Genomic DNA, 24900 nt, shown 5'->3' on the forward strand with positions numbered 1-24900 from the left:
GGCATTTTTATGTAAATGTTGGTTTCAGATTATTTCAGCATCGAATTAAGCTTTTCAATCTTATTTCCCAAGTCAGTGATGGCTTTGGCATATCGAGTATCCCATTCTTCCAGTCTATCTGTTGACTTGGTTTCTACCTCATATCGAATACCAGGTAAGATCCAGCTGGCGTAACCGCTAAATGGATCTGTGCTGACATATAGTGACTTATACCAGCTTCCGAAGTACATTCCTTTAGGATCGATCCAGCTTTTTTCTAGTGCCAAAAGACCTTTATTTAGCTTCTCGATCTGCTTATCAGAAAGCTTATTCGCCATAAGGGCTGCATCAAGATTGGCTTGATAAATTGAGGCCTTACTTTCCAAAATCAGAATAGCTTCATGTGCCTGATCGAAACGATTGAAGCTTGGATCCATTTCTTTGACCATTTTCTCAGCGTTTTCAAAATGAATCAACAAGTCCGTGGCATAGCGCTGTACATCGTATGGGATGACCTCAGCATTCGCCAAACGCAAACTGAGAATCCCGATTACCTTGGCAACAGTTCCACCCATTTTAAAGCTTGGGTCCACGAATTTGCTGTAGTAATTGAAGTTGTCATAGTTGGAATGATAGGCCGTAGGACCGCCTGTACCACCACTTAAACTTGGAACGCCCACGTGCATATAGAATGCGATGTGATCTGATCCACCACCTAAATTCCCGATGGTTGGTGCTAATGCACCACCTTTCCATACCTCAAAAACTGTCTTTGAACTGTCTGGATATTCTACTTCCTTGGAAGCATCAGTGATTAGGCTTTTCAACGTAGGAGCGGAGGAGACCCTGAAGTTTCTCCCCGAGACCCCACCATCAAAATTCATATAAGTTACCGCCTTGGCTCCAAGTTCCTTTTTAAAATGTTCCACCCATTCGGTAGAACCTATTACTCCTTGCTCCTCAGCATCCCAATGTCCGATCAGGATGGATCTCCCTAAAGTTTCACCACTTTTGATCAATTCGCCTACACCTTCGGCAAGTGTTAGCATCATGGCTGTTCCTGAATTTGGATCCGTTGCTCCAAAGCTCCAAGCATCATAGTGGCTTCCTAGAATAATCCATTCGTCTGGGTTAGTACTGCCCTTAAATTGGCCTATGACGTTATTGGCACGAATAAAATCAATTGGCTGCTCTACTTTCACACGAACTTTTAGACTTTCTCCTCCAGTAACTTTGTACTCTAAGTCTAAGCCTCCTTGCCAGCTATCTGGAGCTTTTTCTCCTTCCATTCTGGATAGAATTTCCTTCGCAGCGCCATAACCTATTGGGCTCACTGGGATAGTGTGGAAGTCCACATCTTTAGGGTCGAGTCGTTTTACTTTTTTGTTTCCATCCAGTGGAAGAGCCGGTTTAAAAGGTGTCAAAGGATCACCTGTATAGTCCAGGGTAAGTAATGAGCCTCTTTGGATCGTAGTTTCATTGAAGAAAGGGCCATCTGGGTAGACTACTCCTCTCTTGAAGCCTGAGTCATTTGGATCGGTGAAAATGATCAAACCGACAGCACCATATTGCTCAGCAAATTTGGCTTTGAAACCTCTAAAGTTCCCTCCATATCGCGCGATGGCTACTTTTCCAGTCAAATCAACACCCATTTCGGCAAGCTTCTCGAAATCTGCTTTTACTCCGTAATTCACGTAAACCACCTCGGCAGTTACATCTCCAGAACCAGAGTAAGCATTAAAGCCTTTGTGAAGTCTTGGGTCAGTAGAAAACTCGTCTCCTTCGATTGGTCCTTCCTGCTGAGAAAGGGTTATAGTTTCATCACCGATTATCTGAAGGAGAGACTCACCTGGATCATTTGGGAGATAGACATCATAGGGATAAAAGGTAACTTCCATTCCCGCATCTGCCATCACCTTGCGCATGTATTGTGCCACTGCCTCGTTTTCAGGTGTGCCCGCGATATGTGGTGCCTTGGTCAATTCTTTTAAATGGACCTTAAATCGGTCTGATGGGACGGCTTTGAGGTACTTTTGCTCCAAAGATTTCTGGGCATCCACCGAGGAAGCTTTGAATCCGTCCAGCCCTTGGGCGAGTAGGGAGGCCCCAAAGGAAACGGTTAGCAAGCCAGTAAAAATTAGTTTTTTCATAGGTTCTTAGTTTTGAATGAGGGTTGATACGGAAAGTACATTTTCCGATGGAGTATTGATGATTCGTTTGGTTCGTAAATATCGGTTTAGCTCGTATTCGTCATAAAGTGGACTCTCAGGATCAAAACTCGATATTCTGACTCTACCCCTAGAATGGATAAACTGATTGTTTCCGATCCACATCCCGACATGTACTACTCGTTCTTTTATGTCGTCCGTTGCTTTTTGCCCGAAGAAGAGCAGATCACCAACCTCTAACTTATTCCAATTTTTATCTACATCTACTTCATTTCCCTCGTTGACTTGCTGGGAAGCATCGCGTGGGATGATTTGGCCATTGAGGTAAAAAATCGTTTTGGTGAAACCAGAGCAATCAATTCCTTTGATGGATGTGCCTCCCCAGAGGTAAGGCGCTCCCATCATTTCTTTTGCTGTAGCAATTAGCTTCTCAGGGCTTGTCTCTCTAGAGGCAATCCATTCTTCCCAAGGCGTGGCTTTGGACTTTTCAATAATCCCTGCACGGCCATCAGGCAACTGCACGAGATAGGAGGTGTTGGTTTCTTCTGTCAAGTTCAAAATATCTCCGGCAACGAGGTCTGAAATTCGTTCGGTTTGTGACTCGTCTGCCCAAACGAATCCTGAAAAATCTGTAAAAACTACCTTGGCAGATCTATACCAAGATTCGAGCTCAGCTTCAGTCATGAGCTTAATGCCGGCCGCATCTACCCAAGAAATATAATCATCGGGAGTTTGGACTCGATACCAACTGTCTTCCTTTTCGAGGACGGTTAAGGGCGTACCCATAAGTGCTTGGGTAGCGAGTTCAGCGGAGTGCTTGGGTTGACTTCGTATGTTTGCCACAGAAATTGTGACCAAAGCACGGGTTTTACCTTCAAGATCTGCATGCGGTAGTTTGATCACTTGATTCTCAAAGGAAATATCCATTTCCTCAAGCTCCTGAATCAATTGCTCAAAACCTTCAATTTGATCGGTTTTGCCACTTAGTACTCCATTTTCAAAGTTGAGTTCCCAAATAGCAACCCGTTTGTCTGGGGCCACTTGAGATCGAATTTCTTCGATTTTTTCGGATACGATTTTTTGGCTTTGATTATTAACACAGGAAAAAAGGAAGACCAGTGCAATAAGGGAAAATAGGGCTGGGATTCTGTTCATCGTTGAAATATACTACAAAGAAAAACCACAAGAAACCCTTCAGTGATGAAGGATTTACTTGTGGTCTCTCAATAATTTGAAAATTACTTATTCAGTCCTGGATCTCTTTCCAAGAACTCCTGATACAATCTGATGTGTCTATTGGATAAAGGAATTCTATATCCTTCGATAAACACATGCATGATGTCACTGCTAGTTTCGAAAGGATCACCTGTAGCCACGACAAGATTAGCCACTTTTCCTTCCTCAATCGATCCGTATTTGTCAGCTAAACCAAAGATTTCAGCAGGAACGATAGTCACCGCTTTCAAGGCTTCTTCTTTACCCATTCCATAGGCCGCTGCATAAGCCGCATGGAAAGGAAGGTTTCTCACGTTTTCTGTCTCGTTGGTTCGGATTGCCACCTTCACACCAGCTGCGAGCATTTTACCTGGATTGGCATAAGCTGCATCATAGCGATCGGAGTCACGAGTTGGTAAATCCTGAACTGGTCCAGTGATTACAGGAATGCCAGAGGCTGCGATTTCATCAGCCACTCTCCAGCCTTCATCCACACCCATTAAGATCACATTCACGTCCTTGTCTTTCACCCATTCGATAGCATTTTTGATATCGCCTGCCGCATTTACTTCGATCAGCAAAGGAAGTTCTTTGGCAATTACCTTCGCGAGTTGCTCCATTTCTGGATAGTACTGAAGGGTGGCGCCCTGTCCTTTCAAACTGTTGAAGTTTTTGGCATTTTCCCAGATCTCATTAGCATCCTTAAGGGCTTTCTCATTATCCTTTTTGATATCATCATCAGATCGTCGATCAAATCTACCTCTACGGGCAGAGCTTGGGAAGTTCATGACAACTCCTTTGAAACCTGCATACATTTGATCTGGCGTGTAGCCATTTAGGTTGATCAAAGCTGCTGTTCCAGGGAATAATCCTCCATCTGGCTTCGTCAAAACTGTGGTTACGCCAGAAACCCGGGTTACTGGAATTGCCTCAGAATTTGGATTGATGGTGGTAAGGATTTGCATATTTGGAGTGACATTTCCGATTTCGCGGTTGTCTACAGTTTCAGCAACAGAACTTACTTCCACAGCTCCTAGGCTTGTACCTCCATCGATCATTCCAGGGTAAATAAACATTCCTGTAAGATCAACGACTTCAGCTCCAGCCTCAGAAAGGTTGGTTCCAACACCTGCTATCATTCCGTCTTTGATCAAAACAGAAGTATTTTCAAGCGTTCCGTTTGTTACCGTTACCACCGTGGCATTCTTCAATAAGAAAGTCCCGGTACGTGGTTTTATAAATTCGCCATCAATCTGCGCCACGGCCATAAAAGGCAGCATAGCTAAAAGGAAGGCGAAAATGTTTTTATTCATTCTTTTCATTTCTTCTCTTGATTGATGATTAATGGTTGTGATTAAATAGTGCATTGGCAGTCTCTAGGAAAAACTCCGTATCCTGCATACATCGATGATTTTCTTCCGAAAGGAAAATAGGCTCTACCATTTCAGTAGCGCTTACCATCAATCGCTGATCGTCCTTGTCCTCCTTGATGTCGAAATACTTCACTCCATCGACAAAAGTCATTTGAGGTACAGCATAAACAGAGAGTGGATGCTCATTAAAGATGACCAAATCACCTTGCTTTCCTTCCTCGATAGATCCCACCTTATCAGCTATGCCTAATTGACGAGCTGGGTTGATGGTAATCAAGGACAAGGCCTCCTCTTCAGTCAATCCTCCATAACGCTGGGTCTTAGCCGCCTCATGATAAAGGTGACGAATCAATTCTGCAGAATCAGAGTTGATGGAAGTTACTGCTCCATTCTTAGTTAAAATAGCTGCATTAAAAGCAGTAGAGTAATACACCTCAAACTTGTATGCCCACCAATCTGCAAAGACAGAGGCACCCATGGTATACTCAGCGATCTCTGGAGCCACTTTAAAGCCTTCATTTGTGTGCTGGAATACTAGCTTAGAAATCCCGAAATCCTTGGCCACATTGATTAGCATGTAGATTTCATCTGCACGGTAAGAGTGACAATGGATAATGATCTTTCCGTCTAGGATGTCTACCAGTGTTTGGAGACGCTCATTGTATTTTGGAGGAACGCTTGTGCCATTGGAAGCATTAGCATTGTAATCAGCCCAAGCTTTTTTGTACTGAAGTGCTTCATTGAAGCCATTGCGAATGACAGCTTCCACACCCATTCGTGTTCTAGGCTGAATGCCATTTCCACGACCATGCACTCGAGTTGGGTTTTCACCCAAAGCAAACTTAATCGTACGTGGAGCATCCTTCATGATGATATCTTCAGGATTCTTGGTTCCCCATCTGTGCTTCAGAGTGGCATTTTGTCCACCAATCACATTGGCAGAGCCATGCATTGCATGAGAGATAGTCACTCCACCCGCAAGGGCTCTGTAGATTCCGATGCTAGTTGGATTTACCACGTCCTTCATTTGAACTTCAGCGGTAATAGGGGAGGTAGCTTCATTTACCACGTCCAATCCAACGTGAGAGTGCGCATCAATTATACCTGGCATCAAATATTTGCCCGCGGCATCGATTACTTCCACACCATTTGGTGCTTTTAGGTCTTGACCAATCTTTTTGATCAGGCCATCCTGTACCAGTACGTCAGTGTCTTCAAGTGTACCACCTGTCACTGTTAATACTGTTGCGTTTTGTATTAGTACGCTTCCTTTGGGAGTTTGAGCCAAAGACAAGTGGCTAATAAGTCCCAGCAAAACCGCAATAATGATTTGTGTCTTTTTCATAATTACTTGATTGTGGTTTGGGAAGGATTAAGTGTGGCAGTCAGAGGGAAAGAACCAAATTGTCCTAAGCTCATGCTACCATCCATAGTATTGCCGGTGATGTCACCACTGACTTCTATATCGATAGACATACCTTGCGCATTCACCTGAAATGTAAAACTTAGGCTGTTGCCATTCAATTCAATATTGGAAATAGGCGCGCTTGCTTTTCCTGATCCTGATGGATCATCGTAGGTGATGGTTCCTTCGTACTCATCTCCCGACTTGGAGATGGTGATAGTTCCTTCTCCGCTTCCAGCAGGGCTTTCTGTTTCATAGTCCCATACTCCTTCGATCTGAACATCAGATGAAGCCCCATTGGCTGATTTAGCCTTTTTGGATTTGGTTTCGTAGTCAAAAATATATCCATCGACTACCACATGCTTGATTTGGCTGTCCTCCTCAAATAGAGGACCTGTGGCGATGACCATGTTGGCCATTTTACCTTGAGCCAAAGTTCCAGCGACTTTCGATAATCCAAGCATATTTGCTGGGTTGGTCGTTAATGCAGCCATTGCGCCTGCTTCGGAAAGTCCATTTTCCATCATGGTTTTCAAAGCACTCATGACATCGTTTGCTTTGATATCGCTTGCAGAAAATGCAAATGGAATTCCAGCTTCTTCAAGTTTGGCGGCTTGAGAAACAGCCTCTTGATAGGCCTGCTTTACTCGCTCCAGTTGCATTTTAGCGTCCTCGCTAGCATCATCCATTTCTTTTTTAGAAGCCTTGTCATCAGGCACTTCCAATTTGATCAAAACTCCAGCTCCGCTTGCTTTAATTTCTGGAATCACGTCAGCATAATTTTCTAAGTCTGTCAAGATCAATTTGAAGCCTAGTTCTTTTTGTAGCTTCAATACTCGTCTGATCTCAAACTCATCATCTGCAGAGAAAAGGACTGGCACCTCGCCAGAGATCACATCCATCATCGCTTGATTAGTATCAGTGATTTCAGGTCTACGAGCACCTGTTGAAGAATTGTACTTGGCTGCATGAGTTTTCGTGAGCTCAGCATTTTTATATACATCTCTGAATTTTGCCATTACGCCGGCAGCTGTACCTGGATACATGCCTCGAGCACTTCTAAAACTTGTAGCCAAGGCAGTGTTTTCAGCGATTAGGTTAGAATGATCTGGATTTCCCAAAACCATAATAGCTGACTTACCAGCGATCATGCCTCCGTCTGGGGACACTTGCACTACAGTAAATCCAGCTTTTCTGAGATCATCTACACCAGATCCGGAAGTGCTGTATTGATCTACAGCTGATCTCCAGGGAGTGATTCCTGCGATTTCATCAGGTGGATTGGATGACACAAAGTCTTTGGGTCTTTCAGGATCTTCAGGTTTGGTAACACCGGCATCACTATTTCCAGCCAGGAATCCTGGATAAATATAAAGTGAGTCACCTGCGATTACCCTTGCTTCGCTTGGGATACTGAGGTTGGCACCCATTCCTGCTATGATGCCATTTCGCATCAAAACAGTAGCTTTCATACCCTCCTTGCCGGGGGCTGTAAAGACAGTTGCATTTGTAATGGCATAGGTGTCCGTAATCCTACGCATTCCAGTTGGATCACTTTGAGCCCAAGAATTTTGGGAGGTGAACCAAATTGAAAGCATCAGGGTAGAGACAACTAGCCTAGATAGAGTTTTTTTCATGTGTAAACTGATGGTTTTCTTTGCAAGCGAAGCTACGAAATTGACTTCCCGATTTTAGGACTATTATATTTTAAGCGGCTATTTTTTGATCAATGGCTACCAAAGTTGTTTGAAATGCTTTTAAGTGACTTTCAAAAAGACCACAACTCAATTACTTTTACGTCAGCGGTTATCACCACCATTTGAATGGATAATTCATTTAACTGCACCCAACAAATTCTGAAATGAAAAAAATTTTAGTAATAGAAGATGATGCCCTTATTTCCAGCTTGGTTCAGTTTCGCTTGAATAAAGAGGGATACCACATCGTACTGGTACAAGATGGTAATGCAGGTATTCGTGAAATAGAGGAAAATGAATACGATCTGATCATTACAGATGTGATGATTCCTTTTAAAAGCGGATTGGAGATAATTCATTTTGCAAAAAAAATGAGACCGGAAACGCCTATTATTGTTTTGAGCGCATTAGGAGACGAGGAGCGAACGGTTATTGAAGCTTTCCATCTAGGAGTCACAGATTTTATATCCAAGCCATTCAATCCCAATGAGCTTGCGATACGAATCAAACGAGTATTGACTTGATCGCTACTCGGATCATAGTTGGTTTTATGTTGAGCATATGTTTCAGCATATTAATCCAGACCTCTGGTTTTGCACAAGAGGCAGAATATGCTTTTAAGGATCCTGAAGAATTTTTGAATTTTCTTGAGAATCAAGGTGAGATAACCGGGCTCAAGTCCTTTCTTTTAATCCCACATCAAGAAATCCAACAAGATTCGATTTCTCAATTTTTTACTGCTGAGGGCGAAAATTTAAAAAGTCAAAGTTTCGGAAGCATCGACTCGACACTTTCACTGCTGAATTACTTGGAGCTTCCTGTCGATTCAGATTATTTGGTTTTTAAAATTTATCAGGAAAATGGTGATCTCGCTACTGCACAAGAGTTTGTGACTAATCTGCTAAACAGTGAATTGCTATTTCCCAAAGGAGCGAGTGACCAAAGAGACTATATAGGTTTGGCAAGTCGCCAGCCGTACGAACCCGCATTTAGGGAAGGCTTTGGGTTTTTTACCAATTTCAAGGTCTTTTTAATTACAGCAATCACTGCAATACTCTTTGTCGTGGTTTTTGGTATGATTGTTTTTATGCTGATTTTTAAATCAAGGATCAACAAGACTGATCAATTAAGGAAGGAATATGAAGGGCAGATTGCAAATCCACTTTCAGTAATACTTTTTGAGCGGGATTTAGGAGAAATAGAAAGTATTTCTGATGAGGAGCTCTTTACATTTTTCCCCAAGGAAAAAATGAAAAAGAAGTTATACCAAAAGGTGCTTGTGGATCAAATTTTAAGATTAAATAAAAAACTAAGAGGCGAATCAAATGACAAATTAAAAGCCCTTTTCAGGCGATTAGGCTTGCCCAAGACCACTTCAAAACTGCTTCAAGATAGCCAATGGGATTCTAAAGTTTCCGCTTTAGTTCAGATCAATGAAATGGCACTTTACGAGTTTTTGCCAGAAGTAAAGAAGTTTGTCAATAGCCCCAACTTTTACATACGATCTCAAGTGAGTACCACGCTGATTCACCTTTCAGAGGAAGTTGATTTATCTTTTTTAAAGGATATGAGCTATCCACTTTCTGATTGGCAGCAGGTCACGCTACTTCGAACGATCAAATATTCTTACTCTGATAGATCTTTGAGAATCAAAACCTTATTTAACTCTCAAAATCAGAGTGTTAGGCTGTTTGGTATCAAGCTGGTTAGACATTTAGGTAAACTAGAATACCTTGAGCAACTTATTGGACTAGTGCCTACAGCTAGCCCAGTAGAACAAATAGAAATCATCGAAACATTTCAGCAATTAGGTGCCCCATTAGATATGGAGCTGATTGTTTCATTTATGAATTCATCAGTAGCAGACGTTCGTTTGGCAATGGCACGGGCACTTGGTACCGTTGGCGATGAATCCTGTTTGCCTTTTCTCTATAAGGGCTTGGAAGAAGAAGTTTCATTTGATATGAAAAAGGCCATGCTCTCAAGTATGAAAACACTGAGTCAGGGAGGTTATGAGGAGTATGGAATCATTTCTGATGATCCCGAGGTATTGAAAATCCAGCGGCATTTAGACAATAAAATATTGACGCATGTATAACTATCTTTTCTATTTACTCATAGAGTTTTTGGGGATCTTTTTCCTAGTGATGAGTCTCTCTGTGGTGGTTGTGTATGTGATAATCATGATTCTGAGCGCCATTGAAATGAGAAATCATAGACGGAGAAATCGTTTTACTGATTATGAGGATATTATTTCTTCTCCTTTAGTACCCGAGGTTTCCATTGTAGCGCCTGCGTTTAATGAGGCCGAGAGTATCGTTCAAAATGCCAAAAGTCTTTTGTCACTTCATTATGCCAAACTAGAGGTAATTATTATCAACGATGGGTCAAAGGACGATACTTTGGCACGTTTGGTAGAAGCCTTTGATTTAGTGAAGGTGCCTTTTGCCTATGAGGAGTCTATTCCTACGGCACGGGTTAATGGAGTATATAAGTCGCCAAACTCTTCTTTTGAAAAACTCATAGTAGTCGATAAGGAGAATGGAGGTAAGGCGGATGCACTAAACGCCGGAATCAATGTCTCCTCTGGAGAGTTATTGGCTTGCATAGATGTGGACTGTATCCTATCCAGTGACTCTATTCTTAAGATGGTTCGCCCATTTATGTCGGAGGTGAATCGTAAAGTAATTGCCGTGGGAGGAGTGATTGGAATCGCAAACAATTGTGATATTACGGACGGAACGGTAACCAAATATCGCGCCCCTGATTCCTTACTAGGTAGATTTCAAGTCATCGAGTATTTTCGGGCTTTCCTGATGGGTCGAATGGCCGCAAATCGAATAAACGGGTTAATCCTGATTTCTGGAGCTTTTGGTTTTTTCAGACGAGACTTGGTCTTGGAAGTTGGAGGCTACTTGACCAAGACAGTTGGAGAAGACATGGAATTAATAGTTCGTATGCGACGGCATATGGAGGAAAAAGGGGTTCCTTACAAGGTGGATTTTGTGCCAGATCCTTTATGTTGGACCGAGGTACCCGAGACAGTTGATATCCTTTCCAAACAACGAAACCGATGGATTAGAGGCACGATTGAGACTCTTCAACTTCATCAAAAAATCAAATTGAATCCAAAATATGGCGTAATGGGAATGGTATCCTATCCCTATTGGTCGCTCTTTGAGAAATTTGCCCCGATCATTGAAGGGGGAGGAATATTATACACACTCCTTTTAATTTTATTGGGAGATTTTAGCGTCTTCTTTTTCATAGCATTATTCATAGTAATGTACTTGCTCTTCGTGATGGTTTCGAGTTTTAGCATTCTCTTCGAGCAGATTTTTTACAATAACTATAAGGATAAAAAGGACCTCAACAGACTAATAAGAACCATTTTAGTAGAGCCTTTTGCTATTCACCCACAAATAATTTGGTGGGGGATTCGAGGACATTGGGATTTCATAAAAGGCAAAGGCGGCTGGGGTAAGATGATCCATGGTGGATTCAAAAAAGCTGAGGATAAGAAGAAACTTAAAACCACCCAGTTATGAAGAGAATTATAGCTTTTTTCTTAATGGTTTTAGGATCCCAATTAGTTTGGGCACAGGATTCCTTTGATCCTGATCAGATGCTTCTCGACGCTAGGGAGTTGATTTTTGATGGAAAATACGATGAGGGTCGAAAAATTGCCTTCAGAGCTCTGAATGGGTATCCAGATTATGCGGATATCTTGATTTTGGTAGGAAGAAGTTATGCCTGGGAAGGAAAGAACGACTCAGCTAGTATTTATTTAGAGCGCGCCATTGTTGCCGCACCAGCTTATGAAGATGGTTATTCGGCATATCTTGATAATCTGATGTGGGCAAGTGAATACGATGCGGCAAGTCGAATTCTAGATCGAGCGAAAGGTAGTTTAAATCCATTGCCCACTAATCTTAAATATAAAGAAGCTCGACTTTTTTACTACCAAGAAGATTATGATGCTGCCTATGAGATGGCGGACAGTCTTTTTGAGACTGGATATGAAAACAAGGATTTATTAGCCTTTATGAGTAATCTTCAACGCTTGAGGAGTACAAATGCTTTCGGTTTCACCTACGATTACGATAGTTTCTTTGGCGATATTAGTAATTGGAATACAGCGTCGATTTATGGTCGAACTCGTACTAAACTGACTGGAGCATTGATTGCCAGAGTAACTCAAAGCTGGCGATTTGATGATACAGGTACTCTTTTTGAATTAGATGCCTATCCCGCATTATGGAAGAATTCATATGCCTATATCAACATAGGTGGCTCTTCCACAGATTTCTTCCCAAAGTTCAGAACGGGGATATCCATTTATCAAAACCTTCCAAAAGCTTGGGAACTAGAGCTTGGATATCGCTACTTAGGTTTTACAGAGGCGACCCATATTTATACCTCATCTATTGGCAAATACGCGGGAAATTGGTGGATTAATATGAGGGTGAATGTGATACCTGATGAATCAAGTGTTGGAGTATCTGGCAATTTGCAGGCTCGATATTATTTCAGAACAGCGGAAGATTTTTTCAGTATTCAAGGAAGTACAGGAGTATCACCTGACGAAGAAAGCCGTGATCCCTCTCAGCTTTTGAATTCATATCGAGTACGTTTAGGCTATCAGGAATTGATCCGACCTAGGTTTATGATTTTTGGCTTTACAGGCTATAGCCGAGATGAATTGTCAGAAGGTAGATTTAGAAATAATTTGAATATTTCTGTGGGAGCAGAGTTTAGATTTTGATGAGATCCATGATAAACGAAGAATCTAAAGTTTATTTCAAGCGATTTATACCCTTCATTGTCATTTTGATTGGAATTCCTCTGCTGAGCTTTGCATTTTGGTATTTTTATCCAACCACTAAATTCCAAATCCTTGTGGTTGATAAAACGGTTGCTAGCGAAATGCGGCGGGAACATTCTTCTTTTTTCTGGATTCTTGATCATCTGAGATTTGTTAAAGAGGATGGTAATAAATATAATTCCGACAAAGATTATTTTGGTTTTTTTCCAGATGGATCGGCCACTTTTGGTGAATCCAAGGGGTTAGGAGTTTTATCGGAGGCCGAGGTAGTTGAATTAGCCAGATCCAAGGACTTTATATTCTTTGCAGATACCTATGGTGTATTCCAGGATGATTTCATCGAAGGGGAATCTGAGGATATATCGTCTAAGATCTATGGAGGACTATCAGCCAAGGATATTTTACTGATCCGTGAGGCAAGAGCAAATAATAAGACCATAGTGGCAGAATACAATACTATGGCTTCTCCGACTTCACGAAAAAATAGAGTCGAATTTGAAAATCTGATGGGGATCAAGTGGACTGGATGGATTGGTCGATATTATGAGACCTCTGATACCATCCCTAATCCTGATATTCCTGATTGGTTTATACGAGAGTATAAAGCACAAAATCAAGGGAATTGGCTGCCAGAGGGGTCAGGAATCATCTTTGTTCATGAGGATGGACGACTTTTTGCCCTTCAATCAGAAACTGATTATTTAAATAACATTCCAGAAATCCGGACACAGCCCATTAACAAGCATGGTTTCGATCTTCCGGAGATAATGCCGTATCCGGATTGGTTTGATATTGTATTGGTTGAAAGAAGTTATGAAGTGATCTCCTATTATGATATTAATCCTACATCCCAAGGCATGCAAAAGCTAAGAGATATGGGATTGCCTCGGTTCTTTCCAGCGGCGGTTGTCCAGGATACGAGCGAAGGTCAGTTGTATTACCTGTCTGGTGATTTTTCGGATCTGCGCCAAGACCTCGGTTCATCTCACTTTACTGGACTTCCTGGCTTATGGAGAGGATTGCACCTTATTTCGAATTATAATGATCGTGAGGCATTTTTTTGGAACTATTACTACCCATTGATGTCTCAGATTTTAAAAAAGAGCGCATTACGAAAAGCAGAAAAGAAATTACCGAAGAGGTAATAACCTTCGAGTCTCCATCATGTAATTGTTTTTGTTTTTAAACTCCTCAAATTCTCCTAAGAGCTGATTCGATATATTTGGAGCGACTGCGGGATCTATATTTAGGTTGTCTGAGATAACAAAAAGTTCTCCTTCGGAAAGCATATATTCTCCACCTATGTAGTCCAAAAGCTGATTTTTATTCCTCATCAGTGGCATAGCAAGCTTTGCCTGAAAATTAGCCGCTGTATCTAGAACTTGCCCCATCCACGCCATCGAAGTTTCCATTTCCAAAAACCCTTGCCCTTCTAAAAAGGCCAAAAGCGATGGAGTCACCTCAAAGTGGCTAATCATTCCTTTAAAATAGCTAGGTCGATTGATTTTGGGAGAATAAATCATCAGGGGAACATGAAATCGATCCAATCTGGACGCCATTGGGATTTCCGGAAGTCGATGGTCTCCAGTAAATATGAAAATCGTATTTTTAAATTCCGGTCTTTTTTGATATTCATTGATGAATTCTTTAACTGCGTCATCTGCATAAAGAATGGTCATGTAGATATCTTGATAGACTCTGTAATCTTCAATTTGGTCTATAGATAGGCGAAGTTTTTCACTAAGATGTTTTTGGAATTTCTCTGAATAATACGGCCGCTCAGGGACGATGTAAGGGTCGTGTGAAGTTTGGGTCTGAATAATTCGAAGTTGAGGTTTATTAGGAGCTAAAGGTAATTTTTGTAGTGCATCTCTAATTAACTCTTTATCAGCGTACCCCCATGAAAAGCCGTTGTTACTTGGGGATTTTTCAAATTTTGAATCAAACGTACGGATATCATTCAAGTGATCTATTCCTTGGTAATTCAAAAAGGCTCCTTGATGATCAAAGTTGCGATCGGCGCCAATAAAGTAATGTGATTCATAGCCAGTTTTGGCTAGTTGACTAATCAGTGAGTTATGATTTGGGTAATTCTGTTGTAATTCCAAAAATCCCGTGTTTCCATAAGGAAGTCCACTTAAAATTCCCGGAAGTATCCCGAAGGTTCGGCCTGTTGACGAAATCGCATTGGTCCAAACCAAGCTGTGATTCTCCAGACTATCCAAAAATGGAGTAAAGCTTCCCAGATAGGCATCTTTGCCCGAATAGGCCTTGCCTAGACTTTCAATCAAAACAATTACAATGTCAGGAGCCTGATCCAAGCTGTCAAAAAATGGACTCAGTACATCTGGGTAATCTGCTTCAAATGCGAAAGGATAGGAATTGTCTTTAAAATCTTTTTGGACAAAGAGTGCATCATTTGCAGACCGAAGAAAGAAATCAAAGTAATATTCTCCCGGATACATAAAGTAGTCGAAGCTCTCGAAGGCTAAGTATTGAACCTTATTTAAGGTTATATTCTTTCTGTTCACGTTAAGTTCGTCTTGCTGGTATTCCTTTAGCGCAAAACTTGAAATCAGAATAAAAAAAATAGTAATAGAGAGGGTGAGAAGCACTTTAGGCTTGAATTTGAACCATCGAGTCCCAAGATTCAAAAGATAGAAAAGTAGGCCAAAGAGTAAGACGAAAAGGACTCCATTGACAGCATTTAGCTGCCCACTTGCTTGAACTGTGAGGATCAGGTCCTTTCTGCTGTAAGCGAATAAATCCTGTCCTAGGGGTAATAAAGTTTTGGTAAAGTAGAAAGTGAGTAATCCCTGAACAACAAGCTCTAAACACAGGGCTAGCTGAACAAAGAACTTGGCGAATACCGGCGAAATAAAATCGAAAAAAAAGTACAATATCAGCAGCAAACCCAGAAAATATGCGGTCCAATTTATGTCATTCAACAGACATGAAATGAATACCTCAGAAAAGCTGAAATCCAGAACATGGTTTTGAAATACTAGGTAGCTTTCTAATAATCTAAGTGCCAAAGTCAACACTAAGAAAATCAGGGCCATACCCCAAAATTTCTGAAAACTATGTGTGAGTTGAGAAGGAAGCTTTGAGCGGATAGCCGCAACTTGAGCCATAAAAACGGGTCATTTTTTGCTAAAAATAAAGAAAAGAAAGTTCAATGAAGTATCTTCATGTTAATTTAATACACCCATGGGCAAGTCCAATCTTCTGCTAGAGCTATATAGTAATTTATCAACCACAGGAGCATTAACCTTCAGTTCAAAGGCTCTCGTGCAAAAAATGGTAAATACCGTTAGTCTGGACGACGCAAAGGTGATAGTAGAACTGGGTGGGGGAGATGGTAGTATCACTCGTGGCATTGTGGAGCGTCTTCCCACAAATGCACGACTCCTAGTATTTGAAATCAACGAGTCTTTTTGTGAAGTCATGCGTAAGGAGTTTTCGCAAGAAAATGTTGAGATCATTAATGACTCGGCAGAAAACTTGGCCAATTATCTCAATGGAGAGGAGATTGATTTTATTTTCTGTTCTCTTCCCTTTACCCTTATTTCTAAAGAAGCTACTACCCGAATTCTCTCTCAATCGGCCACCCACTTGTCTAAAAAGGGATTTTTTGTCGCTATTTGTTATTCCTATGTTTTGAAGAATCTGTTCAAAAAACATTTCAAAAAGGTGAATGTAGAGTTCACTTTAAAAAACCTGCCACCTGCTTTTGTCATGGTTTGTAACTCTTAGGCGAAAGTTTCTTGGTAGATGCAACTTATCGGGGCAGTAACTAGTTAATTACCCAACTAATTTTCGGGAGTAATGAGTGATTTCTTACCAAAGACTGAAGTAAATGTACCTGCGGGAAAAGAACTGGCTACGTTTGGAGCTGGATGCTTTTGGTGTATTGAGGCCGTTTTTCAACGAGTAAAAGGAGTTGAATCAGTAGTGTCTGGATATTCAGGCGGTTTTGTCCCTGATCCTCCATACCGTGAAGTATGCAATGGTACTACTGGCCATGCTGAAGTTTTGCAAATTGTCTTTGATCCCAAAATTGTAAGTTTTGAGAGCTTGCTTGAGATTTTTTGGGGAACACACGATCCTACTACGCTAAATAGACAAGGGAATGATGTAGGTCCGCAGTACAGATCTGCCATTTTTTATCATTCTGAAGAGCAGCGGGCATTAGCTGAAGAAATCAAACTTTCTTTAGATCAGAAAAATATTTTTCCAATGCCAATCGTAACTGAGATTACCGAGTTTGCCAATTTCTATCCTGCTGAAAATCATCACCAAGACTTTTACAATCAGAATGGGGTTCAACCATATTGTCAATTTGTGATCAAGCCAAAGGTCGATAAACTGAAACGATATTTTACTGATCGTTTGAAGTAGGCAAATTTGCCCTAATTTTGCAGCATGAGAACAAGAGCCCAAGAATCCAGAGCGGCGATAGAACGCCTATATATCACGATGAGACACCTTTTTACCCGGGGTGTTTACAAGCCCATGGGTATTTCTGGTGAAAGTCTCGTAAACTCTCTAATGGTTCTCAGTCCAGAGATTTACGGATCCATCACAGATGAAGAAAAGCTGGAGCTCGATGGTCTACTTTATGTAATGGAAAGACTTCCGAGGGGAATAGAGGAGTGCAGATACATTCGCTTTATCAGTAGAGAAGGCTTTGAACGAACAGATATAGAGGCGATTATTCCACCAAAGCGAAGAAGAAACTGCTATCGCCTCGACGAAGAAGTGATGTATGTGGAAATGACTCGAGGTCGATCGGATATATACGATATCATGACGCACCTGACCTTTCTCTTTATCGAGTCAGCTACAATTCTCAGAAATGCTACAGACCCAAAAGGGAGAATTTCTTCTAATTGGAAGATGTTGGAAAAGATTGTGGCTCAAGAAAAAAGTGGAGAGCCGATTGATAAGGAAGCAGCAAGCGCTTACCTCAGTCATCTTATTGGGCGAACGTTTGAAGAAACGATTCGTGCGGTGGATAAATTTGAAAAAAGCCCAAATTCCAATAGTCTTTTTTCAATAGTTTACCACTTGGGTAAACTTGCCTGGGCTGAAACTCATGATGGTCTTGATCGTGAGATTTCCTTTTCAGCGACCCTACGGGAAAGAATTGGGCATCACGTTTATGGTGAGCAATGGGCGGACAAGATTAAGCAAACCCTAGAGTCCAATGATTTGCTAAACCGTGAGCTACATGTCATCTCTGCCAACCTACATTCTGTAAAGAACACAGTCTATGGTTTTCAGACTTTAAATCTAGCTGGATACGATGATCTTGAGGATGTAGCGATGGACATAAGTCTAGGAGACAAGAAAAAGAATGGCTCGACTATCGATAAATTTGCTTCCAAACATGGCTTTATCAATTTGCCAGATAGCACAGGTACCAATATCGGTGTTCAGATCATCGACACAGCGAAGCTGCCAAAAGCAGAGCTGATTCCAGGTGTGAATTTGGTTGAAGATCTTAAAAAACGGCCAGTGTTTGTCGTAATGGATTACGCTTTTGGCGAGCAGGCGTACGAGTGTTTTGATGAACTTTTAAAGCCTTATGTAACTAAGGGAAAAACCATTCCACTGAATGTAGCTTCGACTGCTATTATGGGTAAAGCTGGGATTTTGCGAGGTGGAAAAGGTGATTTGATGATTCCTGATTCACATGTTTTTGAAGGGACAGCAGATAATTACCCATTTAAAAATGAGTTCAAAAAATCTGATTTTGAGGGGTTTGGATTAGGTGTTTATTCAGGATCCATGGTCACTGTGCTCGGCACATCCCTCCAAAACAAGGACATTTTGCAATATTTTATGGAGTCATCATGGAATGCTTGTGGACTGGAGATGGAAGGTGCGCATTATCAAAAGGCCATTCAATCGGCTTCGAAGATTAGAAAAAGCATCAAATCCAATGTTCGTATATTGTATGCATACTATGCCTCTGATAATCCATTAGAAACAGGTAGCACTCTAGCTTCAGGAGCCTTGGGAATGGAAGGAGTAAGACCGACTTATCTGATCACCTTTAAGATTCTTGAGAAGCTCTTCAAAAAGAAGTGAGTTTCTAGAGTTCCGCTTCCACTTCAATTTCTACGAGGTACTCATCACCGATTAGATCTGCTCTGACCATGGTATTAGCGGGTTGGATTTCACCAAAACGCTGTCCATGAGCACGGGCTATTGCTTCCCAATCGTCTATATTTTTGATGAAAATTCTTGTGCGAACGACATCATGTATCGTTGCCCCTAAGGACTGCAGTGCACCTTCAATTTTATCAATAACAAAATGAGTCTGAGCAGATGGATCTTGTCCACCCATTGCTTTAGTGCCGTGCGTAGCGGTAGTACCTGAAATAGAAATTCTATTGCCTTTTCGTACTGCGCGACTGAATCCTGCGATGTCCTCCCAAACTGTGCCGCTCAGGGCCTTGATTCGGCCATTGCTGCCATGATAGATGGGATAAGGGGCAGGAAAGGAGGAGAGATGATCAGAAAGATCACCAGAAGCCGTTAAATAGGGAGGTTTACGATATTCGTCTCCACAATCACCTGGAATTGCTGAAAACCCTGAGATTAATCCTCGAATTTCAGTCAATTCTTCGTTACTCAGCTCTAGATTCAAAATCCGCTTATTTTCAGCGATATGCTCGCTTTTTCCAAGTCTGGCTCCAATGATGACTGCGCTAACGCCAGGCTGGTTGAGGATAAATTTACTGGCCACATTGGCTAGACCTACTTCATGTTTTTTAGCGATACCATTGAGCCCTTTGAGTAGTCTTTGGAAACCTTCCCAATCACTTGCAGAATCAATGAAGCGCTTATATTTCATTTGCGACCAAGTAAGGGATTCGTTGATTTTTGGTTCAGGAACATCAAGCCATTTTTCCGAAAGAAAGCCTCCAGCAAGCGTTCCGAAAGCAAGAAGATTGATGCCATTGGCTTGGCAAAACTGCCCCATTTGAGAGGCGGCTCTTTGATCCAAAAGAGAATAGCAAACTTGATTGGAAATCACCTCTATTCCACTATTTAACACAATGGAAAGATGTGCAGTGTCAAAATTGGTCAGACCGAGGTTTGCGATGAGACCTTCATTCTTGAGTTCCTGAAGCCAAAATAGCGCATCAACCCAGGATGGGTCAGAGTAATTCCAAGCATGAAATTGCATCAAATCAATTTGATCGGTTTTCATCCGGCTCATTGCCTTAGCTACGGCGGCTTTCACAGTATCCTTGGTAATTGGTCCAGGTTCTGGTACCCATTTGGTAAAGTGCTTGCCGGCATTTTTACCGAAGGTTTGTGCAAACTCTCCTGCAATTTCTTCAGCAGATCCATAATGATCAGCCATATCAAAGGTTTCAAAGCCTTCATCCGCATATTTTTTCATGGCATTTGCCCCGAATTTGGGATCTACCATGGTTCCGTTTCGCTCTAAATCTGCGATTTGCCAAAGGCCAGTGATAATCGGACTGAATGCTTTCTGGTTCAAGTTATTTGTCATTTGAATTACAATTAGGCTTCTGGAAGCTTTGAAAATCTTGATTTTAAATCCACGGATTTTGATTTAAGCGCATTCCAACGAAATGCAAAAATCAAACTTCCTAAACTCATCACCAGTAACCAAACCCAAGTCGACTGGAAATACCAGGCTGAAACATCCGCAGAAAGGTCTTTAGTGATATGGATGAAAAGGAAAAGTGAGAGTAGAATGGACCCTCCAAAGGCCACAAGAATCTGGCTCATTCTGGATTTGAGTAAATGGAACCCAGAAGCGAGTTTTGGGTTTTTGCGCTGAAGAAAAAATAAGGAAAGACAAATCAAAAGAAAGTTTACGAGCATGGAGGTAACCATGATGTCAATTCCTAAAAAGAAATCTCCAGCAAAATGGCTTCCTAAAATCCCAATGGTTGCGACTCCAGTGCTCAATAATATTGCACGCACCGGCGTCTTGTACCGAGGGTGAATTTTAGCCAGAGCAGGAGGGAAGATCTCATCCTCCGCCCAAGAAAATACAAGTCTTGAAACAGATAAAATCATGGCAGGAAGGTCATTAAGCAGGGCAATGGCTGCACCAAAAAGGATAAGTATTCCCAGCCAAGAGGGAAGCAAGTAACTCAAAAGTCCAGCTGCAGTAAGATCAGTCTTCATGGCTTCCTGGGCTACAAACTGCCAAGGTACTGTATGGTACACAGCTAGGGTAAAAGTGAAGTAAAACCCACCTACCACAAGGATGGCCAAACCTATAGCCCGAGGTAGGTTTTTGCTTGGGTTTTTAGCTTCTCCACCTGCTTGTGCGATAGCATCAAAACCTATAAAACTGGAAAAGAGCAATGCCGCAGCTGCTAGGAAGGTTTTCCACTCAAAGGAGGACTCTACTTCCATAAAATCCATACTAGCTTTGGTATCCAATGCTGCAATAAACTCATCTTGTGAATAGCTAAATCCTGAAATAATCACCAAGCCGCCTAGACCAAACATCAGTAGCATGAGTGGGATTAGAGTTTTCTCATAAGTCTTTATTCCTAAGATATTTATAAGTCCAAAGGTCCATAAAAGCATTAAGGAAATACTGACTCGGATCCAACCGATTTCTAGCCAATTAGCTAGTTCCTCTAAACCAAGCCCAAAGAAAAAATCCCGGATAAACGGCACTAAAACATATGAAATCACTCCAATAACAATAGATAAGCCAAACCACTGGGAAAAGCTGGCTATAAAACCCAGATATGGGTGAAGTGCTCGACTCGCATATAAGTAAGAGCCACCTGCTCGAGGCATGGCAGAGGCAAGGGTAGCATAAGCCATTGCAGCAAAGAGAGCAGGCAGTGCTGCAAATAAAAAAGCTGGTAGTACGAAAGGACCGATGCCAGGAACATTTCGCTGAATCATAAATGGAATGACGTAGATCGAGGCTCCAATCATAGAGCAGACGCCAGTAGACATCAGGCCCAGTAGCCCTAGATTTCTAGAAAGATGAGGATGTGATTGTTGCGAACCTTTTTTACTCATGTTATTCTACCTCCACTCTTGTAGAATGAAGCATATCTAGTCTCCAACCGTCTTTGGTTCGGACTGCCGTTGCGCTTTCTAGCCATTTAATATCACGGATGACCTCTCCGTTTTTGCTGATGGTGGCGTAGTTCCAATAGGATGTCCAAGCTCGATTTCCGTCTACTCTGGTTTCAATAAATTCGAAGCGATTTACTCTCTGGTTCGGGTTTGTTTGAGTGGCCCCTTGTTTAAAATAGTTATTGATCATATCCATATCCCAAACCTCTCCTTGTTCTAACAAAATGAAATCATCAGTATAATAGTCTGGGACCTTTTCTATCTGAAAGCTGGAAAAGAGATCATCAAATGAATTTTGGATGAGGTCTTCAACTTGTTTTTGATCTGATTTTTGTTGGGCAAAAGCCGAAAATCCAATGCTTAATATTAAGGTGAAAATGAAAAGTCTTTTGGTCATGATTGTACACGTTCTGGCTGCTTAAAAGTATTAAAAATTCTCAGGTTTTGTTTCTATGCCAAAACCACACTTTCTAAAATAGGGTTTGAATTATTCTTCCTTACAGATTCAATTTATTTGAACCTCGGTTTATAACCGTTGGTAAACAATTATTTATCATTTATTTTTTATAATACTTAAATTAGCTCTGAAGAAGTTTTAGTAAAAAGTGACTTTTATCATGCCAATTGAGTAAACCAATCAGCATTTATTGGTGTTCGTTTAATGTAGGAAGCCCAATTTGATTTGATTGATTTTTAACACCCTTCATAGGTTTTATCAATCGAATTTTGAATTGTATAAACAAGCTTTTTGCTAACTTCAATTTTTGAAACTTTAAATCAAACAATTTTATAAATATGGAAAACCCACATAACGGCTCTTCAAATGGCAACGGAGCCTACAACATGAATGAGGCGGACGCTTCAAAGTGTCCTTTCATCGGTGGCGCAGTAAGTAAAGCTGCTGGAAGAGGTACAAGAAACACGGATTGGTGGCCCAATCAATTGAATCTTTCCATCCTTCGTCAACATTCTGATAAGGTGAATCCAATGGATAAGGATTTCGACTACGCTAAGGAATTCCAGTCTTTGGATTTGGCGGCAGTTAAAAAGGATTTGGCTGATTTGATGACGGATTCTCAAGATTGGTGGCCTGCAGATTATGGTCATTACGGTCCATTTTTCATCCGAATGACATGGCACGCAGCTGGTACTTACCGAATCGCTGATGGACGAGGTGGTGGAAATGCAGGAACGCAGCGCTTTGCCCCACTAAATAGCTGGCCAGATAATGCAAACTTGGATAAGGCGAGACTTTTGCTTTGGCCAATCAAGCAGAAATATGGCAGAAAACTATCTTGGGCTGATTTGTTGATCCTTGCTGGTAACGTGGCCTTAGAAACCATGGATTTCAAAACTTTTGGTTTTGCTGGAGGTCGTGAGGACGTTTGGGAGCCAGAGGAGGATATCTACTGGGGTTCAGAAGGTGAGTGGCTAGGAGATAAGGAGAGATACAGTGGTGATCGTGAATTGGAGAATCCGCTGGGTGCTTCACACATGGGATTGATTTACGTTAATCCGGAAGGTCCAGAGGGTAAGCCAGATCCACTTCGTGCAGCACATGATATTCGTGAGACATTCGGTAGAATGGCTATGAACGACGAAGAGACTGTAGCATTAATTGCAGGTGGTCATACTTTTGGTAAGACTCACGGAGCTGCAAATCCAGATGAATATGTTGGTCCTGAGCCAGAAGGCGCAGCCATCGAAGAAATGGGTATGGGCTGGAAAAACACTTTCGGTTCTGGAAATGCTGGAGATACCATCACTTCAGGATTGGAGGGTGCTTGGACTACAACTCCAACTAAATGGTCAAACAACTACTTTGAAAACCTATTTGGTTACGATTGGGAATTGACCAAGAGTCCAGCAGGTGCACACCAGTGGAAGCCAAAAGGTGGAGCAGGTGAAGGTTTGATTCCTGATGCTTTTGATCCAAATAAAAAGCATGCTCCATTTATGCTTACTACGGATATCGCTTTGAAAGAAGATCCAAAGTATGCGAAGATTTCAAGAGATTTTTATGAAAATCCGGACAAGTTTGCTGATGCTTTCGCTAGAGCTTGGTTTAAGTTAACGCACAGAGATATGGGTCCTATCCAAAGATACTTGGGTCCTGAGGTTCCAAAAGAAGAATTGCTTTGGCAAGATCCAATCCCAGCTGCTACTTATGCTACAATTGATGATGCTGATATGAAGACCTTAAAAGGTCACATTGCTGATTCAGGACTTACAGTGTCTGAATTGGTTGCGACAGCTTGGGCTTCTGCTTCTACTTTCAGAGGATCAGATTACAGAGGCGGTGCTAATGGAGGTCGACTTAGACTTTCTCCACAGAAATATTGGGAAGCAAACAACCCAACTCGTTCTGCAAAAGTGATTGAAGTGTTAGAAGGAATTCAATCTACTTTCAATAGTTCTGCTTCAGGCGGTAAAAAAGTATCAATTGCTGATTTGATCGTTCTTGGTGGTGCAGTTGGTATTGAAATGGCAGCCAAGAAGGCAGGTCATGATGTAACTGTTCCATTTACTCCAGGTCGTACAGATGCTACTCAAGAGCAAACAGATGTGGAATCTTTCGCAGCGTTAGAGCCAGCAGCTGACGGATTTAGAAATTACTACAAGCCAAAGCACAAAGCTTCTGCTGAAGAAATGCTTGTGGATCGTGCTCAGTTGCTTCGATTGACAGCTCCTCAGATGACTGCTTTGTTTGGAGGACTTCGTGTAATGGATACCAACTATGATGGATCCAAGCATGGTGTATTTACCAATAAGCCAGGAGCTTTGACCAATGATTATTTTGTCAATGTATTGGACCTAGGAACTACTTGGGCAGCAGCAGACAGTGGAAAGCATGCCTTTATCGGCAGAGACCGCAAATCTGGTGAGGTGAAGTGGACAGGTACAAGAGTTGACTTGATTTTCGGTTCAAATTCCGAGTTGAGAGCACTTGCTGAAGTTTATGCTTGCGCAGATTCAGAAGAAAAATTCATTCATGATTTCATCGCTGCATGGAACAAGGTGATGAATGCAGACAGATTCGATCTTAACTAATCAAACTTAACACAGCGAAAAGGGGCTTCATTTTGAAGCCCTTTTTATTTTGCTTTATTTCTGGAGCTGTTCGCAAAAAATAAGA

The 24900-nt window shown here is 41.6% G+C and carries 18 protein-coding genes; 9 read left to right on the forward strand and 9 right to left on the reverse strand.

Annotated elements, in window-relative coordinates; translation table 11 throughout:
* Positions 1-29: 29 nt before the first annotated feature.
* The 5 genes from ACFOSV_RS12750 to ACFOSV_RS12770 form a co-directional block, all read right to left on the reverse strand.
* A complete protein-coding gene (locus tag ACFOSV_RS12750) occupies positions 30-2129 on the reverse strand; it encodes a M28 family peptidase (RefSeq protein ID WP_377906397.1) in 2100 nt (699 codons plus the stop codon).
* A gap of 6 nt (positions 2130-2135) precedes the next feature.
* A complete protein-coding gene (locus tag ACFOSV_RS12755) occupies positions 2136-3302 on the reverse strand; it encodes a C40 family peptidase (RefSeq protein WP_377906398.1) in 1167 nt (388 codons plus the stop codon).
* Between the two features lie 83 nt (positions 3303-3385).
* A complete protein-coding gene (locus ACFOSV_RS12760; protein ID WP_377906399.1) occupies positions 3386-4684 on the reverse strand; it encodes an amidohydrolase family protein in 1299 nt (432 codons plus the stop codon).
* A gap of 19 nt (positions 4685-4703) precedes the next feature.
* Positions 4704-6080, reverse strand: a complete 1377-nt coding sequence (locus ACFOSV_RS12765; RefSeq protein ID WP_377906400.1) for an amidohydrolase — start codon at positions 6078-6080, stop codon at positions 4704-4706.
* Between the two features lie 2 nt (positions 6081-6082).
* Positions 6083-7777: an amidohydrolase family protein gene (locus ACFOSV_RS12770; protein ID WP_377906401.1), complete on the reverse strand. Its 1695-nt coding sequence runs from the start codon at positions 7775-7777 to the stop codon at positions 6083-6085.
* Between the two features lie 224 nt (positions 7778-8001).
* Between ACFOSV_RS12770 and ACFOSV_RS12775 the strand changes: the two genes are divergently transcribed.
* From ACFOSV_RS12775 to ACFOSV_RS12795, 5 genes are read left to right on the forward strand one after another with little or no spacing between them, the layout of a single operon-like run.
* Complete coding sequence (locus ACFOSV_RS12775) at positions 8002-8361, forward strand: response regulator transcription factor (RefSeq protein ID WP_377906402.1); 360 nt, start codon at positions 8002-8004, stop codon at positions 8359-8361.
* A gap of 26 nt (positions 8362-8387) precedes the next feature.
* Positions 8388-9935, forward strand: a complete 1548-nt coding sequence (locus ACFOSV_RS12780; RefSeq protein WP_377906403.1) for a hypothetical protein — start codon at positions 8388-8390, stop codon at positions 9933-9935.
* Positions 9928-11385, forward strand: a complete 1458-nt coding sequence (locus ACFOSV_RS12785; protein WP_377906404.1) for a glycosyltransferase family 2 protein — start codon at positions 9928-9930, stop codon at positions 11383-11385. Before ACFOSV_RS12780 ends, ACFOSV_RS12785 begins: the two co-directional genes overlap by 8 nt.
* Positions 11382-12602, forward strand: a complete 1221-nt coding sequence (locus ACFOSV_RS12790; protein ID WP_377906405.1) for a YaiO family outer membrane beta-barrel protein — start codon at positions 11382-11384, stop codon at positions 12600-12602. Before ACFOSV_RS12785 ends, ACFOSV_RS12790 begins: the two co-directional genes overlap by 4 nt.
* An 8-nt stretch (positions 12603-12610) precedes the next feature.
* Complete coding sequence (locus tag ACFOSV_RS12795) at positions 12611-13807, forward strand: hypothetical protein (RefSeq protein ID WP_377906406.1); 1197 nt, start codon at positions 12611-12613, stop codon at positions 13805-13807.
* On the opposite strand, the gene ACFOSV_RS12800 is transcribed toward ACFOSV_RS12795, so the two are convergent.
* The gene (locus ACFOSV_RS12800; RefSeq protein ID WP_377906407.1) at positions 13793-15796 is read right to left on the reverse strand and encodes an LTA synthase family protein; all 2004 of its coding nucleotides are present in this window, start codon (positions 15794-15796) and stop codon (positions 13793-13795) included. The genes ACFOSV_RS12795 and ACFOSV_RS12800 overlap by 15 nt on opposite strands.
* Positions 15797-15872: 76 nt before the next feature.
* On the opposite strand from ACFOSV_RS12800, the gene ACFOSV_RS12805 reads away from it, so the two are divergent.
* From ACFOSV_RS12805 to ACFOSV_RS12815, 3 genes are all read left to right on the forward strand, one after another.
* Entirely contained in the window at positions 15873-16418 is a 546-nt protein-coding gene (locus ACFOSV_RS12805) for a class I SAM-dependent methyltransferase (RefSeq protein WP_377906408.1), read from the forward strand.
* A 72-nt stretch (positions 16419-16490) separates the two neighbouring features.
* A complete protein-coding gene (msrA, locus tag ACFOSV_RS12810; RefSeq protein WP_377906409.1) occupies positions 16491-17063 on the forward strand; it encodes a peptide-methionine (S)-S-oxide reductase MsrA in 573 nt (190 codons plus the stop codon).
* Positions 17064-17087: 24 nt separating this feature from the next.
* Positions 17088-18758 carry a DUF6909 family protein gene (locus ACFOSV_RS12815; RefSeq protein ID WP_377906410.1) on the forward strand — a complete coding sequence of 557 codons (1671 nt, stop codon included), beginning with the start codon at positions 17088-17090 and terminating at the stop codon, positions 18756-18758.
* A 4-nt stretch (positions 18759-18762) separates the two neighbouring features.
* Here ACFOSV_RS12815 and ACFOSV_RS12820 read toward each other — a convergent pair whose 3' ends face one another.
* The 3 genes from ACFOSV_RS12820 to ACFOSV_RS12830 are packed head-to-tail and all read right to left on the reverse strand — an operon-like array spanning position 18763 to position 22161.
* The gene (locus ACFOSV_RS12820) at positions 18763-20196 is read right to left on the reverse strand and encodes an aldo/keto reductase (RefSeq protein WP_377906411.1); all 1434 of its coding nucleotides are present in this window, start codon (positions 20194-20196) and stop codon (positions 18763-18765) included.
* An 11-nt stretch (positions 20197-20207) separates the two neighbouring features.
* Positions 20208-21704, reverse strand: a complete 1497-nt coding sequence (locus tag ACFOSV_RS12825; protein WP_377906412.1) for an APC family permease — start codon at positions 21702-21704, stop codon at positions 20208-20210.
* Between the two features lies 1 nt (position 21705).
* Positions 21706-22161 (reverse strand): DUF4440 domain-containing protein, encoded by a 456-nt coding sequence (locus ACFOSV_RS12830; protein ID WP_377906413.1) that lies wholly within the window; start codon positions 22159-22161, stop codon positions 21706-21708.
* Positions 22162-22607: 446 nt separating this feature from the next.
* Here ACFOSV_RS12830 and katG point away from each other — a divergent pair, with 446 nt between their 5' ends.
* The gene (gene katG / locus ACFOSV_RS12835) at positions 22608-24815 is read left to right on the forward strand and encodes a catalase/peroxidase HPI (RefSeq protein WP_377907308.1); all 2208 of its coding nucleotides are present in this window, start codon (positions 22608-22610) and stop codon (positions 24813-24815) included.
* Positions 24816-24900: the final 85 nt, after the last annotated feature.

Origin of the sequence: Algoriphagus namhaensis (genome assembly GCF_042649705.1) — a bacterium.
Lineage (GTDB): Bacteria > Bacteroidota > Bacteroidia > Cytophagales > Cyclobacteriaceae > Algoriphagus > Algoriphagus namhaensis.